This is a genomic window from Robiginitalea biformata HTCC2501 (genome assembly GCF_000024125.1).
Lineage (GTDB): Bacteria > Bacteroidota > Bacteroidia > Flavobacteriales > Flavobacteriaceae > Robiginitalea > Robiginitalea biformata.
Genome location: NC_013222.1, coordinates 2,579,928 through 2,606,825 on the forward strand (window position 1 = coordinate 2,579,928; position 26,898 = coordinate 2,606,825).

The 26,898-nt window shown below is 52.5% G+C and carries 28 protein-coding genes; 5 read left to right on the forward strand and 23 right to left on the reverse strand.

Going from position 1 to position 26,898, the window contains the following annotated elements; genetic code table 11:
* Positions 1–13 precede the first annotated feature (13 nt).
* The 21 genes from RB2501_RS11430 to RB2501_RS11530 all read right to left on the reverse strand — a co-directional run bounded on the left by RB2501_RS11430 (position 14) and on the right by RB2501_RS11530 (position 21,388).
* Positions 14–1,492, reverse strand: a complete 1,479-nt coding sequence (locus RB2501_RS11430; RefSeq protein WP_041327218.1) for a MoxR family ATPase — start codon at positions 1,490–1,492, stop codon at positions 14–16.
* A gap of 31 nt (positions 1,493–1,523) precedes the next feature.
* On the reverse strand, positions 1,524–2,672 hold the full coding sequence (locus tag RB2501_RS11435; protein WP_015754985.1) for a vWA domain-containing protein: 1,149 nt from the start codon (positions 2,670–2,672) through the stop codon (positions 1,524–1,526).
* A 57-nt stretch (positions 2,673–2,729) separates the two neighbouring features.
* Complete coding sequence (hisIE, locus tag RB2501_RS11440) at positions 2,730–3,350, reverse strand: bifunctional phosphoribosyl-AMP cyclohydrolase/phosphoribosyl-ATP diphosphatase HisIE (protein WP_015754986.1); 621 nt, start codon at positions 3,348–3,350, stop codon at positions 2,730–2,732.
* A 13-nt stretch (positions 3,351–3,363) separates the two neighbouring features.
* On the reverse strand, positions 3,364–4,119 hold the full coding sequence (hisF, locus tag RB2501_RS11445; protein WP_015754987.1) for an imidazole glycerol phosphate synthase subunit HisF: 756 nt from the start codon (positions 4,117–4,119) through the stop codon (positions 3,364–3,366).
* Between the two features lie 2 nt (positions 4,120–4,121).
* A complete protein-coding gene (locus RB2501_RS11450; RefSeq protein ID WP_015754988.1) occupies positions 4,122–4,625 on the reverse strand; it encodes a DinB family protein in 504 nt (167 codons plus the stop codon).
* 3 nt (positions 4,626–4,628) lie between these two features.
* Complete coding sequence (hisA, locus tag RB2501_RS11455; RefSeq protein WP_015754989.1) at positions 4,629–5,369, reverse strand: 1-(5-phosphoribosyl)-5-[(5-phosphoribosylamino)methylideneamino]imidazole-4-carboxamide isomerase; 741 nt, start codon at positions 5,367–5,369, stop codon at positions 4,629–4,631.
* On the reverse strand, positions 5,366–5,953 hold the full coding sequence (hisH, locus tag RB2501_RS11460) for an imidazole glycerol phosphate synthase subunit HisH (protein ID WP_015754990.1): 588 nt from the start codon (positions 5,951–5,953) through the stop codon (positions 5,366–5,368). Before hisH ends, hisA begins: the two co-directional genes overlap by 4 nt.
* An 11-nt stretch (positions 5,954–5,964) precedes the next feature.
* Positions 5,965–7,101, reverse strand: a complete 1,137-nt coding sequence (gene hisB, locus RB2501_RS11465; protein ID WP_041327794.1) for a bifunctional histidinol-phosphatase/imidazoleglycerol-phosphate dehydratase HisB — start codon at positions 7,099–7,101, stop codon at positions 5,965–5,967.
* 26 nt (positions 7,102–7,127) lie between these two features.
* Positions 7,128–8,180 carry a histidinol-phosphate transaminase gene (gene hisC / locus RB2501_RS11470; protein WP_015754992.1) on the reverse strand — a complete coding sequence of 351 codons (1,053 nt, stop codon included), beginning with the start codon at positions 8,178–8,180 and terminating at the stop codon, positions 7,128–7,130.
* Entirely contained in the window at positions 8,173–9,489 is a 1,317-nt protein-coding gene (gene hisD / locus RB2501_RS11475) for a histidinol dehydrogenase (RefSeq protein WP_041327796.1), read from the reverse strand. The genes hisC and hisD overlap by 8 nt, the downstream gene beginning before the upstream one ends.
* Positions 9,490–9,503: 14 nt before the next feature.
* Positions 9,504–10,361: an ATP phosphoribosyltransferase gene (hisG, locus tag RB2501_RS11480; protein WP_015754994.1), complete on the reverse strand. Its 858-nt coding sequence runs from the start codon at positions 10,359–10,361 to the stop codon at positions 9,504–9,506.
* Between the two features lie 202 nt (positions 10,362–10,563).
* Positions 10,564–11,379 (reverse strand): prohibitin family protein, encoded by an 816-nt coding sequence (locus tag RB2501_RS11485; RefSeq protein WP_015754995.1) that lies wholly within the window; start codon positions 11,377–11,379, stop codon positions 10,564–10,566.
* Positions 11,380–11,391: 12 nt separating this feature from the next.
* Positions 11,392–13,416 carry a vWA domain-containing protein gene (locus tag RB2501_RS11490; protein WP_015754996.1) on the reverse strand — a complete coding sequence of 675 codons (2,025 nt, stop codon included), beginning with the start codon at positions 13,414–13,416 and terminating at the stop codon, positions 11,392–11,394.
* A 186-nt stretch (positions 13,417–13,602) separates the two neighbouring features.
* Complete coding sequence (fabG, locus tag RB2501_RS11495) at positions 13,603–14,349, reverse strand: 3-oxoacyl-[acyl-carrier-protein] reductase (RefSeq protein ID WP_015754997.1); 747 nt, start codon at positions 14,347–14,349, stop codon at positions 13,603–13,605.
* Between the two features lie 105 nt (positions 14,350–14,454).
* Positions 14,455–15,327: a succinate--CoA ligase subunit alpha gene (sucD, locus tag RB2501_RS11500; RefSeq protein WP_015754998.1), complete on the reverse strand. Its 873-nt coding sequence runs from the start codon at positions 15,325–15,327 to the stop codon at positions 14,455–14,457.
* 60 nt (positions 15,328–15,387) lie between these two features.
* Positions 15,388–16,323: a UDP-3-O-(3-hydroxymyristoyl)glucosamine N-acyltransferase gene (locus RB2501_RS11505; RefSeq protein ID WP_015754999.1), complete on the reverse strand. Its 936-nt coding sequence runs from the start codon at positions 16,321–16,323 to the stop codon at positions 15,388–15,390.
* On the reverse strand, positions 16,324–16,893 hold the full coding sequence (gene efp / locus RB2501_RS11510) for an elongation factor P (protein WP_015755000.1): 570 nt from the start codon (positions 16,891–16,893) through the stop codon (positions 16,324–16,326). It lies immediately after the preceding gene.
* Between the two features lie 6 nt (positions 16,894–16,899).
* Positions 16,900–17,685: an acyl-ACP--UDP-N-acetylglucosamine O-acyltransferase gene (lpxA, locus tag RB2501_RS11515; protein ID WP_015755001.1), complete on the reverse strand. Its 786-nt coding sequence runs from the start codon at positions 17,683–17,685 to the stop codon at positions 16,900–16,902.
* Position 17,686: 1 nt separating this feature from the next.
* On the reverse strand, positions 17,687–19,081 hold the full coding sequence (locus RB2501_RS11520) for a bifunctional UDP-3-O-[3-hydroxymyristoyl] N-acetylglucosamine deacetylase/3-hydroxyacyl-ACP dehydratase (protein WP_041327219.1): 1,395 nt from the start codon (positions 19,079–19,081) through the stop codon (positions 17,687–17,689).
* A 4-nt stretch (positions 19,082–19,085) separates the two neighbouring features.
* Entirely contained in the window at positions 19,086–20,108 is a 1,023-nt protein-coding gene (gene lpxD / locus RB2501_RS11525) for a UDP-3-O-(3-hydroxymyristoyl)glucosamine N-acyltransferase (protein WP_015755003.1), read from the reverse strand.
* A 47-nt stretch (positions 20,109–20,155) separates the two neighbouring features.
* A complete protein-coding gene (locus tag RB2501_RS11530; RefSeq protein WP_041327220.1) occupies positions 20,156–21,388 on the reverse strand; it encodes an HD domain-containing protein in 1,233 nt (410 codons plus the stop codon).
* Positions 21,389–21,495: 107 nt separating this feature from the next.
* Here RB2501_RS11530 and porX point away from each other — a divergent pair, with 107 nt between their 5' ends.
* Entirely contained in the window at positions 21,496–23,040 is a 1,545-nt protein-coding gene (gene porX, locus RB2501_RS11535; RefSeq protein ID WP_015755005.1) for a T9SS response regulator signal transducer PorX, read from the forward strand.
* A gap of 126 nt (positions 23,041–23,166) precedes the next feature.
* Here the strand turns inward: porX and RB2501_RS11540 are convergent, their stop codons facing one another.
* On the reverse strand, positions 23,167–23,475 hold the full coding sequence (locus RB2501_RS11540) for a DNA-binding protein (protein WP_015755006.1): 309 nt from the start codon (positions 23,473–23,475) through the stop codon (positions 23,167–23,169).
* 176 nt (positions 23,476–23,651) lie between these two features.
* On the opposite strand from RB2501_RS11540, the gene RB2501_RS11545 reads away from it, so the two are divergent.
* Positions 23,652–24,023, forward strand: a complete 372-nt coding sequence (locus RB2501_RS11545) for a hypothetical protein (protein ID WP_015755007.1) — start codon at positions 23,652–23,654, stop codon at positions 24,021–24,023.
* Positions 24,024–24,034: 11 nt separating this feature from the next.
* Here the strand turns inward: RB2501_RS11545 and RB2501_RS11550 are convergent, their stop codons facing one another.
* Positions 24,035–24,961, reverse strand: a complete 927-nt coding sequence (locus RB2501_RS11550) for a hypothetical protein (protein ID WP_148214361.1) — start codon at positions 24,959–24,961, stop codon at positions 24,035–24,037.
* A gap of 222 nt (positions 24,962–25,183) precedes the next feature.
* Between RB2501_RS11550 and tsaE the strand changes: the two genes are divergently transcribed.
* From tsaE to RB2501_RS11555, 3 genes are all read left to right on the forward strand, one after another.
* Entirely contained in the window at positions 25,184–25,609 is a 426-nt protein-coding gene (gene tsaE / locus RB2501_RS16030) for a tRNA (adenosine(37)-N6)-threonylcarbamoyltransferase complex ATPase subunit type 1 TsaE (protein ID WP_015755009.1), read from the forward strand.
* A 181-nt stretch (positions 25,610–25,790) separates the two neighbouring features.
* Positions 25,791–26,027 carry a hypothetical protein gene (locus RB2501_RS16135; RefSeq protein ID WP_148214362.1) on the forward strand — a complete coding sequence of 79 codons (237 nt, stop codon included), beginning with the start codon at positions 25,791–25,793 and terminating at the stop codon, positions 26,025–26,027.
* 133 nt (positions 26,028–26,160) lie between these two features.
* Entirely contained in the window at positions 26,161–26,799 is a 639-nt protein-coding gene (locus RB2501_RS11555; protein ID WP_015755011.1) for a hypothetical protein, read from the forward strand.
* The last annotated feature ends 99 nt before the right edge of the window (positions 26,800–26,898 follow it).

Genomic DNA, 26,898 nt, shown 5'->3' on the forward strand with positions numbered 1-26,898 from the left:
GTGATGAAAGGAATTATAAGCCCCGGATAAAGCTCCCGTACAAATCGCCAAAGCGATATCCTTCCGTAAACCGGTTTTTACTGAGCTTCTGATGCGCCACGAGCCCCCAGAGGATTACCTCTTTTATAAAATATTTCTCCTCCGCCTCCAGGTCGGGCTGGTATTTGCGGAGTAAATCCTCAAGGGGTTGGACACTGTCCAGGGCGTCCCGGTAGGCACCGTCCGGCAAGTCGTCTTCGAGTTCCAGGCCCTCGCCTTCAAAAAACCATTGAACCAACTCATCGTAGGGGCTTTGCGCATCCTTGTGCTCCAGCTTTTTGATCTCAGGAAAATGTGTGGCAAATACGGATTTCACGGCATCTTCAATGAGTTGGAGTGCCACGGAGTCCGCCCCCTCCTGTTCCCCTTCATAGACCAGCTCAATCTTCCCGGTAATGGCGGGGACTACGCCGAGGAAGTCGCTGAGACGTACCGTGGTACGGGTATCGCCATTGCGCAGCATCCGCCGTTCCGCCGTACTGACCAGGTTTTCCAGGGCCGTTATACTTGTCCGTGCACTTACGCCGCTTTTGCGGTCTACATACTCACTCTCGCGGGCTTCAAAACTGATTTGCTCCAACAGGTCCCTGGCCGAATCGGGAATGCCGATGCCGGCAGCCTGGGCCTCATCCAGGCCGGCTTCCTGCTCGGTAATTTTCCGGGCCGTATCGATATCTTCCGGATAGTGGGTAAGAATCTGGGATCCGATCCGGTCCTTCAGCGGGGTCACGATACTCCCGCGGTTTGTGTAATCTTCCGGGTTGGCCGTAAATACGAATTGCAGGTCCAGGGGCAGGCGCACCTTGAAACCCCTGATCTGCACATCCCCTTCCTCCAGGATATTAAACAGCGCTACCTGGATGCGGGATTGCAGGTCCGGCAATTCGTTGATGGTAAAAATGCACCGGTTGGCGCGGGGAATCATCCCGAAATGTATCACCCGGTCGTCTGCGTAGGACAGTTTCAGGTTGGCTGCCTTGATGGGGTCTACATCGCCTATCAGGTCGGCCACCGTCACATCCGGGGTAGCCAGTTTTTCATAAAACCGCTCCGAACGGTGGATCCATGCAATCTCGGTTTTATCCCCGTTTTCGGAAATCGTATCCCGGGCATACCGGGAAATCGGCCGGATGGGGTCGTCGTGAATCTCGGAGCCCGCCACTTCCGGTACCCACTCGTCCAACAGGCCAACCATAAGCCGGGCCAAACGGGTTTTAGCCTGGCCGCGCAACCCAAGCAGGTTGATGTGGTGGCGGGACAATAACGCTTGTTCCAGTTGGGGTATCACCGTGTTTTCATATCCCCAGACCCCTTCGAAGGCAGGCTTCCCAGATCGGATCCTGTCTATCAGGTTCGCCCTGATTTCATCGCGTACAGGACGCGGCTGGTAACCGGATGCTTTTAAGTCTCCCAGGGTGCGAATATCCGGGGCATCGGATCGTAGATTTTCCATAGTGTATGCTTCTTTCATTTAACCGCCTGGATCAGCCTCTCAGGCGTTTTTTGCGGTTCGTTTCATAGTCTTCAAAAATGGTTTCCCCAAGTCCCTTCAGTCCTGTAAAGAGGGCTTTCCCTTTATTCGCCTCGGTAAAATGGCGGACGAACTGCATCAGGTAGGGGTCCCGGGCAATCATAAATGTGGTGATGGGAATGTGCAGTTTCCGGGCCTGGGCCGCCATGTTGTAGCACTTTTCCACGATGAAATCATCGAGCCCCACACTGTTCTTGTAATACGTGCCGTCTGCCATGCGCAGGCAGGAAGGCTTCCCGTCCGTGATCATAAAGATTTGCTTGTTCGTATTTCGCTTGCGCCTCAGCAGGTCCATGGCGAGTTGCAGTCCCGCCACCGTATTGGTGTGGTAGGGACCAACCTTCAGATAGGGAAGCTCCCGGACACTGATCGGCCAGGCATCATTGCCAAAGACCAGGATGTCCAAGGTGTCCTTAGGGTATCTTGTGGTAATCAATTCTGCCAGGGCCATGGCTACTTTCTTGGCCGGGGTAATGCGGTCTTCCCCGTACAGGATCATACTGTGGCTGATATCGATCATCAGCACGGTGCTCATCTGCGCCTTGAAATGGGTGTCTTCCACAACCAGGTCGTCTTCGTCCAGGCGGAAATTATCCATCCCGTGGTTGACCTGGGCATTCCGAAGACTTTCAGTCATCGATATCTGCTCCAGGGAATCCCCGAATCGGTAGGATCGGAAATCCCCCGTGTGTTCATCCCCCGGCCCCGCTTTACCCGTGCGGTGGTTGCCGCGTCCGCGACGGCGCAATTTTCCAAAGATTTGTTCCAGGGCCCGTTGCCGCAACATCCGCTCCAGTTTGGAGGTTATGGACAGTGATGGGTCGCCGGACGCCCCTTCGCCATCCCCCTCGCCATCCGGGCCAAATTGGGGTTCCTCCCGGAGAAACCCTTTGGCTTTCAGGTCTTCGATAAAATCGTCAATGGTGTAGTCCTCGTCGGTTAGCTCGTATTCCCTGTCCAGCTCGCGCAACCAGTCAATGGCCTCGTCCACATCCCCGGAAGTATGGGTGATGAGTTCCTGGAAGATGTCGAAGAGCTTCTCGAAAGGGCTGAGGTCTGGGGCCTGGTAAGAAGTAAACCGGAATCCTTTTCTTTTATTCATAGCTGCAAGCTTAAAATTAAGACAATTCGTGCAGCCCAGTCAACAATTTAAGAAAACTTAACGCCTCTGCCGATGCCGCTCCGCGAGCAGGCGTTCAATATCCGCCATCCGGAAACCCTTGGCCTGCAACAGGATGAGCCAGTGAAATAGCAGGTCGGCACTTTCATTCAGGAAGCGGTTATCGTCGGATCCCATAGCTTCAATGACCGTTTCAACGGCCTCCTCCCCTACTTTTTGTGCCACTTTGGCCGTACCCCGTCGGAGTAGTCCGGCCACATAACTGTTCGCTTCCCCCCCGGGCGTATCGGCCTGCTCTTTTCTGCTGGCGATGATGGCTTCCAGTTCCGGCAGAAAGTCTTCGTCGCCCGGATTGGCTTCATCCCAACAGGTGTCTGACCCCGTATGACATACCGGCCCGGTGGGCCTGGCCCGGATCAGGAGTGCATCCCCATCGCAATCCACCCGGACATCCACAAATTCCAGAAAGTTCCCGCTGGATTCCCCCTTGGTCCAGAGCCGCTTTTTACTGCGACTGTAAAACGTGACCTTCCCGGAGGATTTTGTAGCTTCCAATGCCTCGGCATCCATATACCCCAGCATCAAGACCGCCCGGGTATTGGAGTCCTGGATAATGGCTGGCACGAGCCCGCCGGTTTTTTCAAAGTCAATCGATTTCATAGTACAATTAAGTTTATATCCGCACCGGGATGCCTTGTTCCCTCAGGTAGGATTTCAATTCCGGGATCGGGATTTCGCCAAAATGGAAAACACTGGCCGCCAGGGCCGCGTCGGCGTTGCCCCTGGTAAACGTATCGGCAAAATGGCTTTTAGTCCCTGCCCCGCCGGAGGCAATCACGGGTACCGCCACCTCTCGGGCCATCCGGGCCAGCGCCTCGTTGGCAAAGCCGTTCTTGGTGCCGTCGTGGTCCATGCTGGTAAAGAGGATTTCCCCTGCGCCCCGATCCACGACCTCCCGGGCCCAGCTAAACAATTCCAGTTCCGTGGGTACCTTGCCGCCCACCAGGTGGATGCGCCACAGGCCATCCATCCATTTGGCGTCCAGGGCTGCAACGACGCACTGGGAACCGAACTTTGCCGCCAGTGTATCGATCAGTTCCGGGGACCGGACCGCCGATGAATTTACGGAAACCTTGTCGGCTCCGTTGTGCAAAAGTACATCCACGTCGGCAACCGAAGAAATCCCGCCCCCGACGGTAAATGGGATATCGATCCGTTCGGCAACCCGGCGGACCAGGTGGGCCAGGGTTTTACGTTTTTCCTCCGTGGCCGAAATGTCCAGGAAAACCAGCTCGTCAGCACCTTCGCGGGCATACGCCTCGGCCAGGTCCACCGGATCGCCGGCGTCGCGCAGGTCCACAAAATTGACCCCCTTAACCGTTCGGCCGTCTTTGATATCCAGGCAGGGAATGATTCTTTTGGCCAGCATCCTCAGGAATTTTTGGTTGTCAGGTCCAGCCCGTCGTAAAAACCGAGTTGCTGCCCGGTACCAGCCTTGACGATAAAGGCAATCTGCCCGGTATGATAGCTCAGGTGTTCAACGGCGTGGATCACCAGGCCCATCCCGCTGAATGTAAACCCCTGGACATTTCGTTTTTCCAGTAAATCGGCTGCCTGGGCACCGCGGATAACGGCTTGGGCCTCACGCACGGTTTCCTGAAAGCCGGCCCATACCTCGGCCCTCCCGGATTGCTGCACGGCTTCGAACTCCATATCCCGCTCCCGGCTGTCGGGTGCTCCGCCCAGGCCACTGATAATGTATTGCCGGATATTCCCCGACAGATGCAGCATCAGGTTGCCCACCGAATTCAAAACGCCATGCTCGCGGTGCCAGAACAAACCGTCCGGGACCTTCTCCATGCAAATGGCGAGCATTCGCACAGATTCGTCCATGCGGAAGAGGGTATTCTCCTTAAAATCTTCTGTCCAATCCATCCCCTATTCGTTTGATTCCATATAGCCCTGCAATTCCCTTAATCCGATGGTTCCTTCGTATAGGGACTTTCCCAGTATGGCGCCTTCACAGCCGGCTCCCCGGAGGGCATCCAGATCGGCCAGACTGCGGATTCCCCCACTGGCTATCAACCGGATCTCCGCATCATCCGCCGGCGCTTCCCGGATCAGTTCCCGGTAGAGGTCTGTAGCCGGGCCTTGTAACATACCGTCCCGGGCAATGTCCGTGCAAATCACGTACCGGATCCCCTGACTCAGGTAGTCCCTTACAAAGGGCACCAGTTCCCGTTCGCTGCCTTCCTCCCAGCCGGATACGGCTATTTTCCCATCCCGGGCATCCGCCCCAAGCAGGATTCGTTCCCAGCCGTATTCAGCGAGCCATCCGGCAAACCGATGCGGTTCCCGGACAGCAATACTGCCGCCCGTCACTTGTTCTGCCCCGCTCTCAAATGCAATGCGCAGGTCGTCATCCGTCCTCAGGCCCCCGCCAAAATCAATTTGCAGGCGGGTGCGGGAGGCCAGCTTTTCGAGCACCTTGTAATTGACGATACGACCTGCCCGTGCACCATCCAGGTCCACTACGTGAAGGTAGCGGATTCCGTGGTCTTCAAATGCCCGGGCAGCTTCCAGGGGGTCTTCGTGATAAACCTTGGTGGTTGAATAGTCCCCCTTGGTCAGGCGAACGCACTTTCCTTCAATGATATCGATTGCCGGGATAATCCTCATGGTTCCATTTCTATAAAATTCCGCAGTATCTGCGCACCGTCTTTGCTGCTTTTTTCCGGGTGGAACTGCACCCCCATAAAATTATCGCGTCCCAGGGCTGCGCTGTATTCGAACCCGTATTCGCTACCGGCGATTGTATCGCCGGACAGCGGGGCGAAGTAACTGTGGACCAGGTACACATACGCTCCTTCCCCGACCCCTTTAAAAAGCGGTCCTTTTAACCGGTGAATACTATTCCAGCCTATTTGCGGGACCTTGAGGCCTTTTGGGAATCGCCTGACCTCCATGTCAAAAATACCCAGGCCGCGGGTTTCCCCCTCTTCCGAATACCTGCACATGAGTTGCATGCCCAGGCAAATACCCAATACGGGCTGGGTCAATCCCGGGATCACCTGGTCCAGGCCGCTATCCTCCAATTTTTCCATAGCGCTGCCTGCTTCTCCCACCCCCGGGAAAATCACCCGATCCGCTTCCCGGATCCGTGCGGCATCCGAGGTAAAATCCGCAGTATACCCCAAACGCTCCAGCGCAAACCGGATGCTCTGTATATTTCCGGCGCCGTAATCGATAATGGCTATATTCAAGTCTTTCACGGCTATAGCATTCCTTTGGTGGAAGGCAGTACCATCCGGTCCGGGTCGCGCCGGACCGCCATCTTTACGGACTTGGCGAAGGCCTTGAATATCGCCTCGATCTTGTGGTGCTCATTCCCGCCTTCTGCCTTAATATTCAGGTTGGCCCGGGCGCTGTCCGAAAAGGACTTGAAAAAATGCATGAACATTTCCGTGGGCATGTCGCCGATTTTCTCCCTTTGAAAAGCCGCATCCCACACCAGCCAGTTTCGGCCCCCGAAATCCACAGCCACCTGGGCCAGGCAGTCGTCCATCGGAAGGCAGAATCCGTACCGCTCTATACCGAGTTTCCCGCCCAGGGCTTCCGAAAATGCAGACCCCAGTGCGATTGCGGTATCCTCAATGGTATGGTGCTCGTCCACCTCCAGGTCGCCCCGGGTCCGGATTTCCAGGTCCATTTGCCCGTGTCGCGCCAACTGGTCGAGCATATGGTCAAAAAAGGCCAGGCCCGTATGGATGTCGCTTTTGCCGGTACCGTCCAGTACGAGCCGGATATCAATATCCGTTTCGGCTGTTTTCCGTTTGACGACAGCCTCCCGTCTCCCCATCTTTAAAAATTCGTATATCCCCTTCCAGTCCGAGCCTTCCCAGGCGATAATCTCCCCGAGGCTGTCGACGGAGTCGGTCAGTTCCGAGGCGCCTAGCTCGGGGTGCGAATTGAGGAATATACCCCGGGCCCCCAGGTTCTCTGCGAGCTTCATATCTGTCAGCCGGTCGCCAATGACAAAACTGCCTGCCAGATCCCATTCCGGGCTCATATAGTCTTTGAGCATGCCCGTGCCCGGTTTCCGGGTTTCCGCCCCCTGTTCCGGGAAGGTGCGGTCTATATGTACCGAAGCGAATTCAATCCCCTCATTTTTAAGGGCATTCATCATAAATTCCTGTACCGGCCAAAAGGTATCTTCCGGGTAGGCGTCCGTACCCAGGCCGTCCTGGTTGGTAACCAGGACCAGGACAAAGTCGGTTTCCCGGGCGATGGCCCCGAGGTAGCGGAAGACGCCGGGGAGGAACTCCAGTTTGTCAAAAGCGTCGATTTGCTCGTCTTCCGGTTCCCGGATCAGGGTGCCGTCCCGGTCTATTATAAGTAATCTTTTCTTCATCTTGCCATGATTCATATTGCCCCGATTCATTTGGACAATTCGTTTAATACCCGAAGCAGTCGTTGGTTTTCTTGCGGTGTACCCACGGTGATCCGCAGGCAGTTTTCGCAATGCAACTGCCCCGAGCGGTTCCTTACGACGATGCCTTTATCGATGAGTTGTGCATAGCGCGCATGCGCATCGTCTACCCGGACCAACAGGAAATTCGCGTCCGACGGGAATATCCCGGATACGAATGAAATGGATTCCAGGCCTTGCCTCAACCCTTCCCGCTCCCGGTTCAGTACTTCGACATGCTCCCGGATTGCTTCCGATTGGGCGAGCCCCTGAAGGGCGCGCTGCTGGGTGAGTTCATTGACGTTATACGGCGGTTTGACCCGGGTGAGGTACCCGATCACCTCCGGATGCGCCATGCAAACGCCCAGGCGGATACCCGCCATACCCAGGGCTTTGGAAAATGTTTGGGTAACCACCAGGTTTTTATGTTCGCCCATTAATCCGGCGAATCCAGGCTCCCCGGTAAAGTCGATATACGCTTCGTCGATGACGACCAACCCGGGAAATGCCTCCAGCAATTGGATTACTCCCGCCCGGGCCATGGAATTTCCGCTGGGGTTGTTCGGGGAGCAGATAAAGAGGAGCTTGGCACGGGGCTGTACAGCCTCGAGAATCGCCGGGACGTTGAGCTGGAAGTCCGGGGTGAGCGGCACGCGGATGTTCTCCACCCCGTTGATTTCGGCCAGGACACTGTACATGCCGTAGGTGGGCGGCAGCGTAATGGCGGCATCCTGCCCGGGCTCGCAGAAGACCCGAAAGAGCAGGTCCAGGACTTCGTCGCTTCCATTGCCCAATAGCAGCGACTCCTCCGGGACTCCCCGGAACCGGGCAATTGCCTTCTTCACGGTCCGTTGGTGGGGGTCCGGATAACGGTTAACGCCGTTTTCAAAAGGATTTTCGTTGGCGTCCAGAAAGTCCATGCCGCTCCCGCTGCCGCTGTATTCGTCCCGGGCAGAGGCATAGGGCTTCAAGTTGCGGACCAGCGGTCGGACAAGTTTATCGATATCCAGTACCTCAGGCATCTTCCTTCTCTTTTTTGTTCGGTATCTCATGCAGGTCCGCTACTCGGAGTTTCATGGCGAGCGCATGGGCCGACAGACCCTCGGCCTCGGCCATGGTGATAATTGCCGGGCCAATTTCCCGTACCCCCCGATCGCTGAGACGCTGGTAGGTGATCGCCTTGGTAAAACTATCCAGGTTAACCCCGCTGTATTGCCGGGCATACCCGTTGGTGGGCAGTGTGTGGTTGGTCCCCGAAGCGTAATCCCCGGCACTTTCGGGAGTGAGATTGCCCAGGAATACGGAACCCGCGTTGCGGATCTCCCGCAGCAGAAATTCTTCCTGCCTGTGGCAGATGATCAGGTGTTCCGGGGCATACTGGTTGATCATCTCGGCTATTTCCCCGGAGGATTCCAGGAGGATCATCCTGCTGTTGTCGATGGCATCCGAGGCAATTTCCCGTCTCGGGAGTTCCCGCAGCATGGTTTCCAATTCGCGGCGTACGGCCCCGGGCAACTCCGCGTCATCCGTGAGCAGCAATACCTGGCTGTCCCGCCCGTGTTCTGCCTGGCTGAGCAAATCCGCAGCGATATAGGCCGGGTTGGCGGAGTCGTCGGCAGCCACCAGGACCTCGCTCGGACCGGCCGGCATATCGATGGCGACACCTTCCCGGACAGCCCGTTGTTTGGCCTGGGTAACATATTGGTTTCCCGGGCCGAAAATCTTATAGACAGCAGGGATTTCACGGGTGCCGTAGGTCATGGCGGCAATGGCCTGGATGCCCCCCGCCCGGCAAACGGTTCGGACACCGCATTTGCGGGCCGCATAGCAAATGGCCGGGTGCAGGTTACCGGCCTGATCGGGTGGAGAGCACAGCACCACCTCGCGGCAACCGGCTATGGCAGCCGGGATGGCAAGCATCAGTACGGTTGAAAATAACGGGGCGGTACCGCCCGGGATATAGATGCCCACCTTGTCGATGGGTTTCTTTTCCTGCCAGCAATCCACCCCCGGGCGGGTTTGCACCCGGACCGCCGGGGTTTTCTGAGCCTCGTGGAATTGCCGGATATTCTCATAGGCCAGGTCGATGGCATCCCGGAGATGCCCGGGCACCAGCTCCGCCAGCCGGGATATTTCCGTTTCGGGGAGCACCGGGGATTCCAGGGAAACCCCGTCGAATTGCCGGGTAAAGTCGCAGACGGCCTGATCCCCGTTTTCGCGGACGGCTGTGAATACCTCTTCCACGGCGCGTTCCAGGGATTGGGCGGAAGCCGCGGGTCGTTTTAACAATTCGGACCATTCGGACCGCGGCGGATAGGCAATGAGCTGCATCATGAATTCCTGCTTTAAAGGACCATTTTTTCAATTGGACAAACCAGGATGCCTTCCGCCCCGGCTTTCTTTACTTCGTCCAGGACCTCCCAGAACCGTTCCCTGTTGATCACTGTATGCACGGAACTCCAACCTTCCTCGGCCAGGGGCAGTACGGTAGGGCTTCGCATTCCCGGCAACAGGGCGATGATCTCCTCGAGCCTGTCGTTCGGCGCATTCATCAAAACATATTTGTTCTGCCGCGCCCTGAGCACCGATTCGATCCGAAATTGCAGCTGCCGGAGGATGCCCTCCTGTTCTTCCCCGATTTTCGGGGAAACGGCCAGGACAGCTTCGCTTTGCAAAAGCACCTCCACTTCCTTTAAGTTATTCTTGAAAAGCGTACTCCCGCTGGACACAATATCGCATATTGCATCGGCCAATCCGATGTTCGGGGCAATTTCCACGGAGCCGTTGATGATATGGAGGTCGGCGGAAATACCCGCCTTGTCCAGGAAATGGCGGACAGTGTTCGGGTAAGAAGTCGCAATGCGCTTACCGTCCAGGTCGCCGATTTCCGAATAATCCACAGACTTGGGCAGGGCCAGGGAAACCCGGCATTTGGAAAAGCCCAGGCGAACGCTCACCCGGATATCTTTGCCCTTTTCAAAGAGCACGTTTTCGCCAATGATGGCGATGTCCACCACCCCGTCGCGCAGATATTGGGGAATATCCCCGTTCCTCAGGTAGAGCACTTCCATAGGAAAATCCCGGGCCGCGGCCTTGAGCTGGTCCCGGCCGTTGTCGATGGATATACCGCAGTCTTTGAGGATCCTCAGGGAGTCTTCATTGAGCCTGCCGCTTTTCTGGATGGCGATTTTTATAGGTTCCATAGCTTAATCAAAAATAAATACGAATTGCCTGTAAATAAAAAAACCCGCTTGATTGCTCAAACGGGTCCGATTATGTGGTCTGCAACACAACATATACCGCTACCTCGCCTGAGCGCAGGAGCCGATATGATGATGTGTGGTGTTCTTCTTCATTTCGCCTGTAAAAGTAAGGCAAACTTTTTAAAGATAAAAGCTGCAGAAATTAATTGTTGCCCAGGATGATTGGTAGGCCGTCCTCGCCGGACCCAACAACAACCACCTTGGCATTGGGCGATTCCGCAAGTTTCAATGTAGCCTCTATTCCCTTATCGGAAAGGATTTTATCGGTCAGGGAAGCACTCAGGATGCGGTTGGCGTCGGCTTTACCCTGGGCCTCAATCCGCTGCCGCTGGGCTTCCTTATCGGCGCTGATCAGCCGGAATTCATATTCGAGGGATTGCTGCTCCTGTTTTAATTTCCGCTCGATGGCTTCCTTTATGGTTGCGGGAAGCGTTACATCGCGCACCAGGATCTCATTGAGCTGGATATACTGGTCGTCTACAATTTTCTGGGTTTCGCTGAATATTTCCTGCTGGATGGCGTCCCGCTTACTGGAGTAGAGCTGTTCCGGGGTATAGCGCCCCACAACCGACCGGGCCGCAGACCGGATAGCCGGCAACAGGATGCGCTCTTTGTATTCCTCCCCCTTTTCCTGATGCAGTTTGCCGAGGTCACTGGCCTTGGGCTGGAACCAGGCCGAAGCGTCGAGTGATATATCCAGGCCATTGCTGGAGAGTACTTTCATCTTTTCAAATACTTCCTGCTGGCGCACCTCGTAGATAAAGACTTTGTTCCAGGGCGCAACAATGTGGAACCCTTCCCCCAATGGGGGCTCGTCGGTTACCACTCCATCCCCGAAGGTTCGGTAGAGGACCCCCGCTTCACCGGAACCGATGGTTACGGCCGATTTGGAGATGAGGATAATGAGTAAAATAATCGTAATGACTGCCGGTAAGGCAATTTTGGGTAATCTGTCCATAGTAAATTTCAATTATAGCAATCCGTTATATTTTCTGATAAACCACTCAGCTGCAAGGCAACTGACGATGCCAAAGAGCAGCCAGCGGAAATCTATTAAAGGTACAACATTCCTGCGGCTTTTCTGAACGGGGCGGAAGCGATCTGCCTGCAGCAGGCTGTCCCGGAGTTCGGAAGCCGTATCCGGGTAATAGAGGGCCCCGCCGGTCTCCCGGGCCAGAAGCCCCAACGTGGCTGCATCGCTGGAAAGCTGTTGGGCCTCCAGATCAAAGGCCATCAGGCTGAAGGACCCGGACTCGCTGAAGCCCGAATCGCCGGCAATGACCGTAAACTGGTAGGTGCCCGGAGGCAGCCCGGCCACATCGGCTTCGTAAAAGTCCGACCGGAGCGCCATGGGCCGGGATTCCAGACGGTTCCCGGTACTGTCGGCAAGTTCGAGGGTTAAACGGGCCCCGGGTTCAAATGCAAAGGACTCGTCGTAAAACCGGGCCCGAATCCGGGCATTGCCGCTGTCTTCATACAGCGGCTGATAGTCCAGGGTCAGGCGTTTACTGCTGCCTCCTGCCGTCAGGAACAGAAGGGTTTTGGCGATAAACTCGTCAAATGAGGCAAAATCCCCGGAATTCCTGAAGGCGGCCATCCGCCACTGCCAGATTCCGCTGCCCTGCAGCAACGCCTCCCGGTAGGGGCCTTTAATCAGTACAAGCAGGGGTTCCTCCATGTCCACCCCGCGAACCTGCTGGCCGAGCAGTGTCTGGTTCTCCGCCCCGATCAACAAATTTCCCAGGGGGCCTTCCAGGGGGGGATATCCGGACACGTCCCAATCGGAAAGGTCAAAGTACCCGAACCCGGCATCCCGCAATGGCAAAATATCGTCGGCGGGGCCTATATCGGCAAGTTCATACACCGATTGTGCCTGGTTGAGAAACGACCAGTGTGTCCGGGGGCCGGTCAGGGTCATCCTGGGTACATCCCTTTGCGCAAGGGCCTGGAAAAGGGACCGGAACCGGGTATCCGGTTGGTAGAGGATCAGCAGGTCGGCGGCATCCAGTTGCTCAAGGGCTGTCTCGGGGCTCACCAGCCGAACCTCCCGCTGTTCGTTTTGTAGGATACTCCGCCGGAGTGCCCCCAGGTCCGGATGGTTCCCGGTATGCACCAACAGGATCCGCGTCCGTTCGTCCACCACTTCCAGGCCCGCAATCCGACGGTTATTGGAGGTATTGCGTTCCCCGGGCAACGCGCTGAGTTGTGCAGCCAGCCGGTGAAAGCCCACCGCTTGGGCATCGAGCAGAATTTCCGATTGCCAGGTGGAGTTGCCTGCGCCCAGGCGGACGGTTTCCCGGTACACCCGATTACCGTTGTCGGTGATTTCCAATTCTGCAACTGCCGGAGCGTCTCCGGAATAGGAAACCAGGACTTCTACCGGGAATTTATTGTCCAGGAAAGCATAGCGGTTTACATTCAGCTGGTCGATTCGGATATCCCGATACCGGGTAGTGTCCCCGATCACAATGGGGTACACGGGGATGCCCGTCCCTGCCGCCTGCAGATAGCTCCTCCCGGAATTTTCGTTCCCGTCCGTGGCAATCAGGATAACCGCATGGTCCGAGTTGATGGCCTGGGTTGCCCGGTCCAGCGCAGACCCGATATTGGTCCTGCCGGCGGTAAAATCGAGGCTGTCCGATAAGCGCATTGCATCGCCAAAGGTGAACAGGTCCCGGTCAAATCGATCTGCGATTTCCGGGTCGCGGCCAAAAAGGGACCGCAGGTTGTACAGGGCCTGTCGGGAACTGTCCGTGCGGATGGATGCGCTGTTGTCCAGCAGCAGGACCAGGCGGTGTTTTTCGAGGAATACCCGGGTTTCGCGAATCTTTGGGTTAATCAACAATACGAGCAGGCCCCAGACCGCAAAGAAGCGGAGGGCTGCCAGGAAGTACCGGAACCGGGTGGGCCCCGGCCGGAAAAAGTACTGAAACCAAACCAGTCCAAGGCTCAGGATGGCACAGAGCACAATCCAAAATACCGGATGGTCGGGCATTTACGTCTTTCTTCCTTTTAATTCATTTTCAGATGCCGGTTAACACGACTGTCAACCAGCAATACGAGTAGTCCCGACAGGAGGACAATGCCTGCATAACCCAAAAACATCATGCGTGATTTAGCGTTAAATCCAAATGGCCTTTCCCGGGCCGACCTGTCAGTAAATTGGCCACCTCGGGAATTGTCAGGTGAGCATGCCGCCGTCCACGTGCAGCACCTGACCCGTCACATAGGCCGACAAATCCGAAGCGAGGTACAGGCAGGCATTCGCCACATCCTCCGGGGTCCCGCCCCGTTTGAGGGGAATGGCGTCGCGCCAGCCCTGAACGGTTTTCTCGTCGAGTTTCTCGGTCATTTCCGTTTCGATAAAGCCCGGCGCAATTGCATTGCACCGAATATTCCGCGACCCGAGTTCCAGGGCCACGCTTTTGGTAAAACCAATCATCCCCGCTTTGGAAGCGGCGTAATTGGCCTGACCGGCATTTCCCTTGACGCCCACCACGCTGCTCATATTGATAATGGAGCCGCCCCGTTGCTTGAGGAAGGTGCGCTGGATTGCCTTGGTCATATTGAACACGGATTTCAGGTTGATTTCAATCACTTTGTCAAAATCCTCTTCGCTCATCCGCATCAGCAGGTTGTCCTTGGTGATACCGGCATTGTTGACCAGGATGTCCACACCGCCAAAATCCTCCAGGACCCGGGCCACCAACTCTTCGGCCGCTTCAAAGCTGGACGCGTCGCTTTTGTATGCCCTGGCCTTGACGCCCATGCCGCTTAATTTGTTTTCGAGCTCCTTGGCCGGCCCGTCGCTGCTGCTGTATGTGAAGGCAACATCGGCACCCTCCCGGGCAAAAACTTCCGCGATGCCGCTTCCGATACCGCGGCTCGCCCCGGTGATGATCGCTTTCTTTCCTTCTAGGATTTTCATGTAGCTGTTGGTTTAGGATAGCTTCTACCCAAAGATAACGGGTTTGATGCAAGATGCCATAAAAAATCCCGCTCAGGGCGGGACTTTATTATACTGTTAACGAATTCAGGCGAGGACTTCGGAGACCTTCTCCCCGATTTTGGCCGGGGAATCCACCACGTGGATCCCGCATTCCCGCATAATGCGCTTTTTGGCCTGTGCCGTATCGTCGCTGCCGCCGACAATCGCCCCGGCGTGCCCCATGGTACGCCCTGCAGGCGCCGTCTCTCCGGCAATAAAGCCAACTACGGGCTTCTTGCTTCCGCTTTCCTTGTACCAGCGGGCTGCCTCGGCTTCGAGTTGCCCTCCAATTTCGCCGATCATCACCACGCATTCGGTTTCCGGATCGGTTACCAGCAATTCCAGGGCTTCCCTGGTGGTAGTCCCGATAATCGGGTCTCCCCCGATACCGATGGCCGTGGTAATGCCGAGCCCCTGCCGCACTACCTGGTCGGCTGCCTCATAGGTAAGCGTCCCCGATTTGGAAACGATGCCCACGCCGCCCTTTTCAAATACAAAGCCCGGCATGATGCCCACCTTGGCTTCCCCGGGGGTAATCACGCCCGGACAATTCGGGCCGATCAGGCGACTGCCGCGGTCCTTTACATAACTATGGGCCTTAATCATATCGGCTACCGGAATCCCCTCGGTAATCGTAATGATCACCTTGATCCCGGCGTGGGCCGCCTCCATGATGGCATCGGCGGCAAAAGCCGGCGGGACAAAGATTATTGAGGTATCGGCCCCGGTTTCGGATACGGCGTCCTGAACAGTGTTAAAGACCGGTTTGCCAAGATGCTTTTGGCCGCCTTTGCCCGGGGTGACGCCCCCGACGACATTCGTGCCGTAATCGATCATCTGTTCGGCGTGAAAGGTTCCCTCGCTTCCGGTAAAACCCTGTACAATTATTTTGGAGTCTTTGTTAACTAGAACGCTCATGTATCCGTGTTTTGGTTTTCACAAAAATAGGCCTTACGATCAATTTGGGCTATTGAATTCTTATTGTTTTTTCAACTGGGCGGCCAGGGCGGGTATCTGCCTGAGCGCTGCCAGCTGTTTCATGCGCTCGCGCGATTCCTCTGCCGGACTGCCAAAATAGGTCTTCCCGCCTGCCAAGGATTTTGATACGCCTGCCTGGGCGAGTATTACAGCCCCCTTGCCTATGGTTATCGCACTGATTACCCCAACCTGGCCCCACAGGGTTACCTCGTCCTCGATGACCACGCAACCCGCAATCCCGGTCTGGGAAGCGATCAAACAACGCTTGCCGATGACCGTGTCGTGCCCTACGTGGACCTGGTTGTCCAGCTTGCTGCCGGCGCCCACCCGCGTGTCTCCGGTAACGCCCCGGTCGATTGTACAGAGGGCGCCGAGTTCCACATCGTCCTCCAGGACGGCCCGGCCTCCCGAGAGGAGGCGGTCAAATCCCTCCGGGCGCTTCTTGTAATAGAAGGCGTCGGAACCAACAACGGTACCCGATTGCACAATCACCCGGTCGCCCAGGATGCAATGGTCCCCGATGGTTGCGTTGGGGTGGATCACGCAGTCTTTCCCGATACGGACATGGGCCCCAATTCGCACGTTGGGCCCTATTGCCGTCCCCTTGCCAATCTCGGCCGTCTCTGCAATGGATTGCCCAAAACCTTCAAATGGCCGGAAATGCCGGGTTAGTTTATTGAAATCCCGGAATGGGTCTTCGGATATCAGCAGGGCCTTGCCTTCCGGGCAATCGACTTCCTTATTGATCAGGATAACGGTTGCAGCGGATTGCAGGGCTTTGTCGTAATATTTCGGGTGGTCCACAAAAACGATATCCCCGGGCTCCACCACGTGAATTTCGTTCATACCGCCAACCGGGAAATCCGCGGGGCCCACAAAGCGGCACCCGAGAATGCCGGCAATATCGCCTAGTGTGTGATTCCCGGGAAATTTCATCTATGAATCTTTGGCGCGTTCCATGTAGGACCCATTGGATGTGTCCACCTTGATTTTGTCCCCTTCGTTGATAAAGAGCGGCACGTTGATCCGCGCCCCGGTCTCCACGACGGCTACCTTGGTCGCATTTGTGGCGGTATTGCCCTTGACGCCCGGTTCCGCCTCTGTAACCTCCAATACCACGCTGGCAGGCATATCCACCGAAAGCGGCATGCTGTCCTCCGTATTGAACATAATGGTTACCACCTCTCCTTCTTTGAGGAGTTCAGGTGTATCCAGGGCGCTTTCCTGAAGCGCTATCTGGTTGTAATCGTCCGTATTCATAAAGTGGTAGGTCTGCCCGTCGGAATAGAGGAACTGGTAGGAACGCGTCTCCACGCGTACGTCGTCTATTTTATGACCCGCCGAAAACGTATTGTCGATGACCTTGCCCGTGGTGATGCTCTTGAGTTTGGTGCGCACAAAAGCAGGCCCTTTACCGGGCTTCACGTGCAGGAATTCCACAATCTTGTAAATATCGTTGTTGTGCCGGATACAAAGTCCTTTCCGGATATCGGATGTGTTTGCCATAAACTACTAGTTGTTGCTAAAATAACCTTTCATGATGCCCCGTTGGGAATCCCGGATAAATTGCAGGATCTCATCCCGCTCCGGGGTAGCTTCCACCTCGGCCTCGATAATCTGGACCGCCTGGGAATTGTTGTAATTGCGCTGGTAGAGAATGCGGTAGATGTTCTGGATTTCCCGGATTTTTTCGGCCGTAAACCCGCGGCGCCTGAGCCCGACGGAATTGATCCCCACGTACGACATGGGCTCCCGGGCTCCTTTGACATACGGGGGTACATCCTTCCGCACCAGGGAACCCCCGGTTACAAAGGCGTGCGTGCCGATAGAAACAAACTGGTGGACGGCCACCAGGCCGGCGAGCACCACATAGTCTCCGATGGTTACATGCCCGGCCAGGGTAGAATTGTTGGAAAAGATACAGTTGTTGCCCACCACGCAATCGTGGGCGATGTGGCAGTACGCCATGATCAGGCAGTTTTTGCCAATCACCGTCTTCATCCGGTCCGAAGTGCCCTTGTTGATGGTAGCGCACTCCCGGATAGTTACATTATTGCCGATTTCCACCGTGGTTTCCTCCCCCTGGTATTTCAGGTCCTGAGGCGGGGCGGAAATCACAGCCCCCGGAAAAATATTGCAGTTCTTGCCGATACGCGCGCCCTCCATAATGGTCACGTTCGACCCGATCCAGGACCCTTCCCCAATCGTTACGTTGTTGTGGATGGTCGCAAAGGGTTCGATGACCACATTCTTGGCTATTTTAGCACCCGGGTGCACATAGGCCAGGGGTTGATTCATATCAGACGTTTTTGGTTTTTACGATCTGCGCCATCAGTTCCGCTTCGGAAACAAGCTTGCCATTCGCATAGGCATAGGCAGACATATGGCAGATGCCCCGGCGAATCGGCGACATCAGATCGCATTTAAAAATTAGTGTATCCCCGGGAACAACCTGTTGTTTGAATTTCACATTGTCGATCTTCATGAAATACGTAAGGTAGTTCTCCGGGTCGGGCACCGTGCTCAGCACGAGGATGCCCCCGGTCTGTGCCATGGCCTCAACCTGGAGTACCCCGGGCATTACCGGCGCCCCGGGAAAATGCCCTACAAAAAACGGCTCGTTCATGGTGACGTTTTTAACCCCCACTACATGGGTGTCGGACAATTCCAGGATCTTATCCACCAACAGGAAAGGCGGCCGGTGCGGCAGCATCTTCATGATCTGGGTAATGTCCATCAACGGGGTCTGGTTCAGATCGTACTTCGGAACCTTGTTGCGTTTCTCGAGCTTGATGATCTTGGACAGTTTCTTCGCAAACTGCGTATTCACGTAGTGACCCGGCTTGTTGGCTATCACCTTCCCTTTAATACGCGTGCCGATCAGCGCCAGGTCCCCGATCACGTCGAGCAGTTTGTGTCGCGCCGCCTCGTTCGGGTGGTGCAGGGTCAGGTTGTCGAGGATGCCATTCGGCTTTACGGATAGTTTTTCCTTTTTAAAAGCTTTTTCGAGCTTTTTCATCGTTTCTGCGGAAATCTCCTTGTCCACATAGACGATTGCGTTGTTCAGGTCGCCCCCTTTGATCAGGCCGTTTTCAAGCAACATTTCCAATTCGTGCAGGAAGCTGAAGGTGCGGGCATCGGCAATTTCATCCTTGAAATCCGACAGGTGTTCCAGGGTGGCATTTTGGGTCCCCAGGACCTTGGTCCCAAAATCCACCATCGTGGTAACCTGGTATTCCTCGGCGGGGATTACAGTAATCTCGCTGCCTGTAGCCTCGTCCCGGTAGGAGATTACATCCTTAATAACGTATTCCTCCCGGTCCGCATCCTGCTCTACAATGCCGGCCGACTCCAGGGCTTCCACAAAAAATTTGGAGGAGCCATCCATAATCGGGGGTTCCGGGGAGTCCAGTTCAATCAGGACATTGTCGATATCGAGCCCCACCAGTGCCGCCAGCACATGCTCGGACGTCTGTATTTTTACGCCCCGCTTCTCCAGGTTCGTCCCGCGTTGCGTGTTGATCACGTAATTTGCATCTGCCTCAATAATCGGCTCACCTTCCAGGTCTACCCGTTTAAAGGCAAATCCGTGGTTCTCAGGTGCGGGTACAAACTTCATGGTCACATTCGCCCCCGTATGCAGGCCTACGCCCTGCAGGGTCACCTCCTTGGCAATGGTTCTTTGCTTGGTCATAGGATTACTTACCGTTTTGCTTTTCAAGCGATTCCACCCGGCTTACCAACCGGGGCAGGTTTTTAAAATGCACATAAGATTTGTTAAAGTCTCCGTAGTTGAGGGCCGGAGAGCCCTGAAGTACTTCGTCGTCCTTGACATTTCGGCCAATCCCGGACTGGGCCTGGATCTTGACCCGGTCTCCGATGAGGATGTGTCCCACAATCCCCACCTGGCCGCCGATCATACAGTGCTTCCCGATCTTGGTAGATCCGGCGACCCCTGTTTGGGCAGCAATGACGGTGTGTTCGCCGATCTCCACATTGTGTGCAATCTGGATCTGGTTGTCCAGCTTCACCCCGCGACGCAGGATGGTGGAGCCCAGGGTGGCCCGGTCAATAGTGGTGCCCGCGCCGATGTCCACGTGGTCTTCGATTATGACATTCCCGGTTTGCGGAATCTTGGAATAGACCCCATCGTCATCCGGGGCAAAGCCAAAACCGTCCGCGCCAATGATAGCCCCGCTGTGAATCACGCAATCCCTCCCAATCTGGGTTTCCGAATAAATCTTGGCACCGGCAAAAACAATCGTGTTGTCTCCGATCACCACATTGTCGCCGATGTAGGCGTTTGGGTAAATCTTTACATTGTCGCCCATGCGGACGTTATTCCCCACGTAACAGAATGCGCCCAGGTAGCAGTCCTTACCATATTCGGCCGATTCTGCCACATGCACCGGGTCTTCCACCCCGGTTTTTGCACTTTTCACCTGGTCGTAATACGCCAGGAGTTTGGAGAAGGATTTATAGGCATCCTCCACCTTGATCAGCGTGGTGGACAGGGATTGCTCGGGGGTAAAATCTTTGTTGACGATAATGATGGACGCCTCGGTACTGTATACGTAGGGCGTATACTTCGGGTTGGCCAGGAAAGTCAATGAGCCAGCCTCGCCTTCTTCTATTTTTGACAACTTATGGACTGCAATCTCGGGGTTGCCCTCAATTTCGCCTTCCAGGATGCCTGCGATCTGACTGGCCGTAAATTCCAAGTGTACTACGTGCTAATTGTTTTCAGTGGTGACAAAAGTAAGAAAAATTAGATTACGCCTTTCTTGGGGTAACAGATATAGTGCTTAACGACATCGGCAGAAAGCGCCTGCAGATTGAGCTGGTCGGAAGTACTCGCAACATCGCGTATTTTGCCATTTTCCCGGAGGATATTGATATTCTGGCGGTCCTGGTTGTAGGCGCGGTTGACAATTTCCCCGGAAAACACAAAGTAGCCGGCCTCATCCCGGGTCAGGCCCCAGGCTGCCTGCACCCTCTGAATCTTGCCTTCCAACTTCGATTCCGCGATGGGCTTCTTCTTGATTTTGATGGCCGGCAACCGACGGTTTAGCAGCATTTTGCACAGACGCGAAAGCACCGGGTCCGGATCCGATTGCCAGTCCTTCAGGGCAGCCAGGATATCCACGTCGTCCAGGCCGGCAAAACGGTGGAGGGCTTCCGGGGTATCCGGGAAGCCGCCCCCTTCCAGGGCCAGGAAATACTCCAGGTTGCGGCCGCAGTGCTCCAGCTTTCCGTCAAGGTAGCGCTCCCTGGCCCTCCGGAGCAGGCGCACCAGCACCTGCTCGGCCGCAAGGCCGGTTTTATGCAGGTATACCTGCCAGTACATAAAGCGGCGGGCCATCAGGAATTTTTCGACCGAATAGATGCCCTTTTCCTCTACCACGAGTTTCCCGTCGTAGACTGTGAGCATGGTTATCAGGCGTTCCGAATTGATATTCCCCTCGGCCACCCCGGTGTAGAAACTGTCCCTTTTCAGGTAGTCGAGCCGGTCCATATCGAGCTGGCTAGACACGAGCTCGTTCAGGAATTGCTTTTTATAACAACCCCGGAATATTTCAATGGCCACCTCCAATTGCCCGCTGAATTCCTCATTGAGTTGCCGCATAAAGCGCAGGGAGAGCTCCTCATGCGAATGCCCGGGAATCAATTCGTTTTCAAGGGCATGGGAAAACGGCCCGTGGCCGATATCGTGCAGCAGGATGGCACAGAGCAGGCCGTTTTCCTCCTCCGGGGTGATCTCAAGTCCTTTCCGGCGGAGCAGGTCTACGGCATTTTGCATCAGGTGCATCGCCCCCAGGGCGTGGTGGAAGCGCGTGTGATGAGCCCCCGGATACACCAGGTAGCTCATCCCCATTTGGGAGATACGGCGCAGGCGCTGGAAATACGGGTGGCCTATTAAATCGAATAACAGCCTGCTGGGAATGCGTATAAATCCGTAAATTGGATCGTTGAAAATCTTGAGCTTGGGAACGTGTTTCAACGCGGGCGGCTTTAGGTGGGTCAAAGGTAGCCAATTGCCGGCAGATTCGCATGCAGCCACCCGGTTTCCCGGCATCCGGACCTTAATCCCCGTATAAAAACCGGCGCATGAAGAACTTTACCATCCTATGGGTAGACGACGAAATCGACCTGCTCAAATCCCACCTGCTCTTCCTGGAGGAGCGGAACTACCGGGTAGTTACCTGCAACAGCGGGCAGGATGCCCTGGAAGCCATCCGGCAGGAATCCTTTGATATTGTTTTCCTGGACGAGAACATGCCCGGGCTTTCCGGCCTGGAGACCCTGACGGAAATCAAGCAGCAAAATGCCTCCCTGCCGGTGGTCATGATCACCAAAAACGAGGAGGAATCCCTGATGGAAGAAGCCATCGGGTCCAAGATTGCCGATTACCTGATCAAGCCGGTAAATCCCAACCAGATCCTGCTCTCACTCAAAAAGAACCTGGACCACAGCCGGTTGGTTTCCGAAAAAACCACCGCGGGGTACCAACAGGAATTCCGCAAAATCGCCATGGACCTCTCCATGATCAACTCCTGGGAGGGGTGGGCGGACCTCTACAAGAAACTTATATACTGGGAACTGCAACTCGAGAACATCGAAGACACGGGCATGTTCGAAATCCTGGAGAGCCAGAAAGCCGAGGCCAACCAGCAATTCGGAAAGTTTATCGAAAAAGAATATCCCGCCTGGTTCTCCGGGGAGGAAGCCCCCGTACTGTCGCACACGCTCTTCAACCAGCGCATTGCCCCGGTGCTCCGGGAGGGCCCTACCCTGCTGGTGGTTATCGACAACCTGCGCTACGACCAGTGGTTTGCCTTTGAGGATGCCCTCTCCCCTTTCTACAAAAAAGATTCGGAAGAGGCGTACTGCAGCATCCTGCCCACAGCCACCCAGTATGCGCGAAATGCTATTTTTTCCGGATTAATGCCCCTGGAAATGGAACGTCAGTTTCCGAAATGGTGGAAAAACGACACGGATACCGGCGGAAAGAACCTGCACGAAGCGGATTTCCTGGGGGCCCAGCTCAAGCGGCTCGGGCTGGACCTGGATTGGGAGTACCACAAAATCAGCAGTCTGAAACAAGGGAAACACCTGGCCCAGCAATTCAAAACCATGAAGGATAAAGACCTGGTGGCCGTGGTGTATAATTTTGTGGACATGCTTTCGCACGCGCGAACGGAGATGGAAGTGATCAAGGAACTGGCCTCCAATGACAAGGCCTATCGCTCCCTTACCCTGAGCTGGTTTAAGAACAGCCCGCTACTGGCCCTGATCCAGGAAGCGCAGCTCCTGGGGTTCCGCCTGATCATCACTACGGACCACGGCACCATCAACGTGAAGCAACCCTCCAAGGTGATCGGCGACAAGGAAACCAGCCTGAACCTCCGCTATAAGACCGGCCGGAGCCTCACTTATGAAGAAAAGGATGTGCTTGCCTGCAAAAAGCCATCCGAACTGCATTTGCCGGCCATTAACGTGAGCAGCTCGTACATCTTTGCCAAAAACGACTTGTTTTTTGCCTACCCGAACAACTACAACCACTATGTAAGCTATTACCGGAACACCTACCAGCACGGGGGCGTCTCCCTGGAAGAGATGGTGGTGCCTTTTGTGGTGATGCGGCCAAAGTAACATCGATAGCCACTTTATGCATCTCCCCGTTTACGCAATGTGGCAGACTCAGCAGGAATCCGACTGAACAGGAACCCCATGCCTATGCGTTTTATGACGTTGAAAAATTATACCCATAGAAACCAATTAATCCTGCGGATGGAATTTTTTGGGTTTGAGATAACTGCCCTCCAATATTTCCATAACATGATCATGGGCTCCGATGCAGATTGAAAAATTCACCTCCAAAACGAAATCATCCTTGTAGAAATACGTTTTCCGGCTTCTGTCATAGCCTATCTTTGCTTCGTAATCCTTGAGTTGTTCAATCAGATAGTAAACAGTACGCTCGCTGATCCCCAACCGGAAGGCCACTTCCGACGGCGACCCCGTACATTCCATTTTAATAAGGTTGTGCAATCTTTGGAGCCTTTCGATGTGTTTGATGTTTTTCATAGAAGAAAATTGTTGGGGTTATCGATATTTCTATGAGGGACCAGTTCTTTTTAAATATAGACTATTTTCTTTATTTAGTGAAATATTCTTTATTTATAAAGTCTTTTTTCTATTCAATAGAATATTTTCTTATTTCGGAAAGTTAGCCTATATTAGTGCAAAACAATCGCAGCATCATGACAAAAACCATCGACCGACTCATTCAATTTATCAACCACATCGGGCTGAGTGCTCGCCAGTTTGATATCTCAATCGGAGCGAGCAATGGGTATACGCTACGCATGAAGAAAAATCACGCATCTGTAGGGAGTGATGTCCTGGAAACCGTTCTGCAAACCTACCCGGATCTCAACGTGGTTTGGTTGCTTACTGGCGAGGGCGTGATGCTGAAATCACAAATGGAGGACGAAGTTCTGGATTTTGAAAAGTTGCCGGCCGAGAAGAAGGCGATTATTGAGAAGATTATAGAAGATAAAATCCGCGAAAGGCAACACCAGGAATTGCGCAACCTGGTAAAGGAAGTTGCTAAAGAAATAAAAAGCGACTAACCAGTCACCTTTCAAGTAAGTTCATTCTCCTTGGCTAATTGATTTAGAATCTCTTCAAACCTACTGTTTAGATAGTCCATATTGTCTAATATCTTAACCCTCAATTTTACAATTTGTGCTATCAAAACAAATAAGAAAATTAAGGCTAGAAACGTTGGGAAAATATTAGTGTTTCCAAAAGATTCAAAATCCTTCACATCGAGAAATCCTTCATAAAATTGATAACTATAAAGAGAAAGTGCGGGAAGAAATGAAAATCTCACCCAGGATTTACATTTAAAAAAACAGATCAATAGCCCAATAATTACCGTTACCTTCCTTGCAAAATACCAAACCATAGTTTCAATATTTAAGAAGCCAAAAGATTCATATGTCCTGCCAAATATTCTAATTGACTTCATTTCAGTAGGAATAATTACATGCAAAAAAGGAAGCAAGGTAATCACTAAGAGCAACAACAATAGTGGCAGCATTGCATGTTCTCTCTTCTTACATGCTTCTTTTATTGCCTCTTTCTTATCTAGGTTCGATTCTCTTTCCGCAATTTTAGTTAAATGATATAATTCACATAGTTCTTGTTTTGGGTTATCACTAAAAGAGCTTTGTGCTTTAATATTTTCAACTTTATTATTCCAATTAGAAAACTTAACGATCTGTCTTTTTGAAATTAGGCTTGAAAACAATATTTGTGGATTATTGTTCTTTTTAGAAAAAAAATCTATTTGACCCAAAATCAGTATAAGATCAACACCAATATAAATAAGAATAACCCCAGGTAAACTAAATACAAGAGAAAGTATATATTGTTCACTTAGAATAGAAACGGTACTTAGTAAAAAATATACCAATAAGGGGATTAAATAATACTTTATACGCTTATCAATTGTAATATAACCAAACAAGAAAAGTAATAAATAGGATAATTCTACTAATATCATCCATACAAATACTTGATTTGACTCATACCCGTGGAAGTATTCGAATCCTAATAATGAAATCTGGCTATCTTCCCGGCTAAATAAGAGATGAATAAACGAAAGTAACGGAGTTATGATTATTGCAATAGAAAAGAGCAATTGACGAAAATATAAATTCTTCCAGGTCATTACTTCGTAGTAAATATTCTAAATATAGAAAAAATATTTAAAAGAAGGTAAAGTTTGAAAAGTTTAGATTATTCTTTGAGTCAAATTGGAGAGGCAGCAAGATTTATTTTAGACAATGCTCATTCTAAAATAGTTTGTTTTAAAGGCGATTTGGGGGCTGGTAAAACTACTTTAATAAAAGAAATATGTACAATATTAGAGATTGAAGGACAAGTACAGAGTCCTACTTTCGGAATTGCCAATGAATATACTTTGATGGATAGTGGCGAATCAATATTTCATTTGGATTGTTATCGAATAAACTGTTCTGAGGAAGCTTTAGATTTTGGAATTGAAGAATACCTAAATAATGGTAAATATGTATTCATCGAATGGCCAGACATTGTTGATTCCTTATTACCTGAAATGCGAACGGAAATAGTAATACTGCTTCTCAATCATGAGTCTAGACGGCTGACCCTTAAAAACTTCAACACGTAGGAAACGCTTATCGTCCATTCTGCAGGATTATTGCAGTTGATTCGATGAAATGCACTTTTTTCGGTAAAATGCTTGATTCTATCGATAAAATGCATTATTTTTGAATTTAATTGACTAAGGCGAATGTAGATTTTCCTACATTTGTTAATGAAAATGAAAACCATACCTAATCCTCCGAACTATGAACACTAGAAAAATCTTTTATACTCTTATAGCTTTTTCTGTATTGTTTTTAGCTGCCTGCTCAAATGATACAGGAGATGGTCTCTATGAAGGTGTTAATCGAACGGATATTACCCCAGATCGGTCTGTAAATAGAACAGATGTTACTCCAGATAGAGCTGTTAATAGAACTGATATTACTCCAAATAGGTCTTCGGTAAATCGCACTGATATCACTCCAGACAAGAGAAACTGATATTACAGTATATTATTTAGATGCACTTTTCGACGAAATGAGTTAATTCGTCTTTAAACTGCATGATTTAGATTAAAAGGGCGTCCAATAAGACGTCCTTTTCTGCGTTATCTCTCTACCAAATCTCTTAAAAATGAACGCAGAAGAAGTAATTGTAAAAAAGAAAACTCGAAAAAGACTTTGGATTGAGTCTATAGCAGTGTTTTTTATAATAGCATCGCCCTTTGTGTTTAAGGCACATGACTACTTCAGCAAAGAACCTGGAGCCACCGTTGAATTCCTAGGATTTGTTATTGATAGCAATGGATTTAATAATATAAATGCTTTTGCTTGGTTTTTCGTTAGTAAGTTTATACCTCTTTATTTATTAATTATCTGGTTTTTCACTTGTAAACACTGGTGGTATCATATTCTGCTCATACCTATTTGTATGTATGCATTTCAATTATTTGAAGTTCTTGTATCTCCCGATTTGAATATCGACACAAAAAATGTATTGTGGTTGCTCCCCATTTGTATGGTAGTGATACCTTTTGTTTATTTTATTCGAGTAAAAATATATGATAAATATGTCCATGGAATTGATCTTGAAGCGATGGATGCCGAACTTCAGTATTACAAGAACCGAGAAAAGGAACAATTAGAGAAAGCTGGAATTCAAATGGGTGATTATTCCACATCAATTGATAAAGAGTTATCAGATGTCACTCCAAAAAGAACACTCAATAATCTTTTGAGAGGAATCCAACATTCTTTCCGAAGTTTATTCTAAGAATAAACTCACCACCAAAAAAAGAGGACTCGCGTCCTCTTTTTTATTTCGGGCCAAATCGTGCATTTATTGTATTTTTGAGGAACCACCTACGCGCCA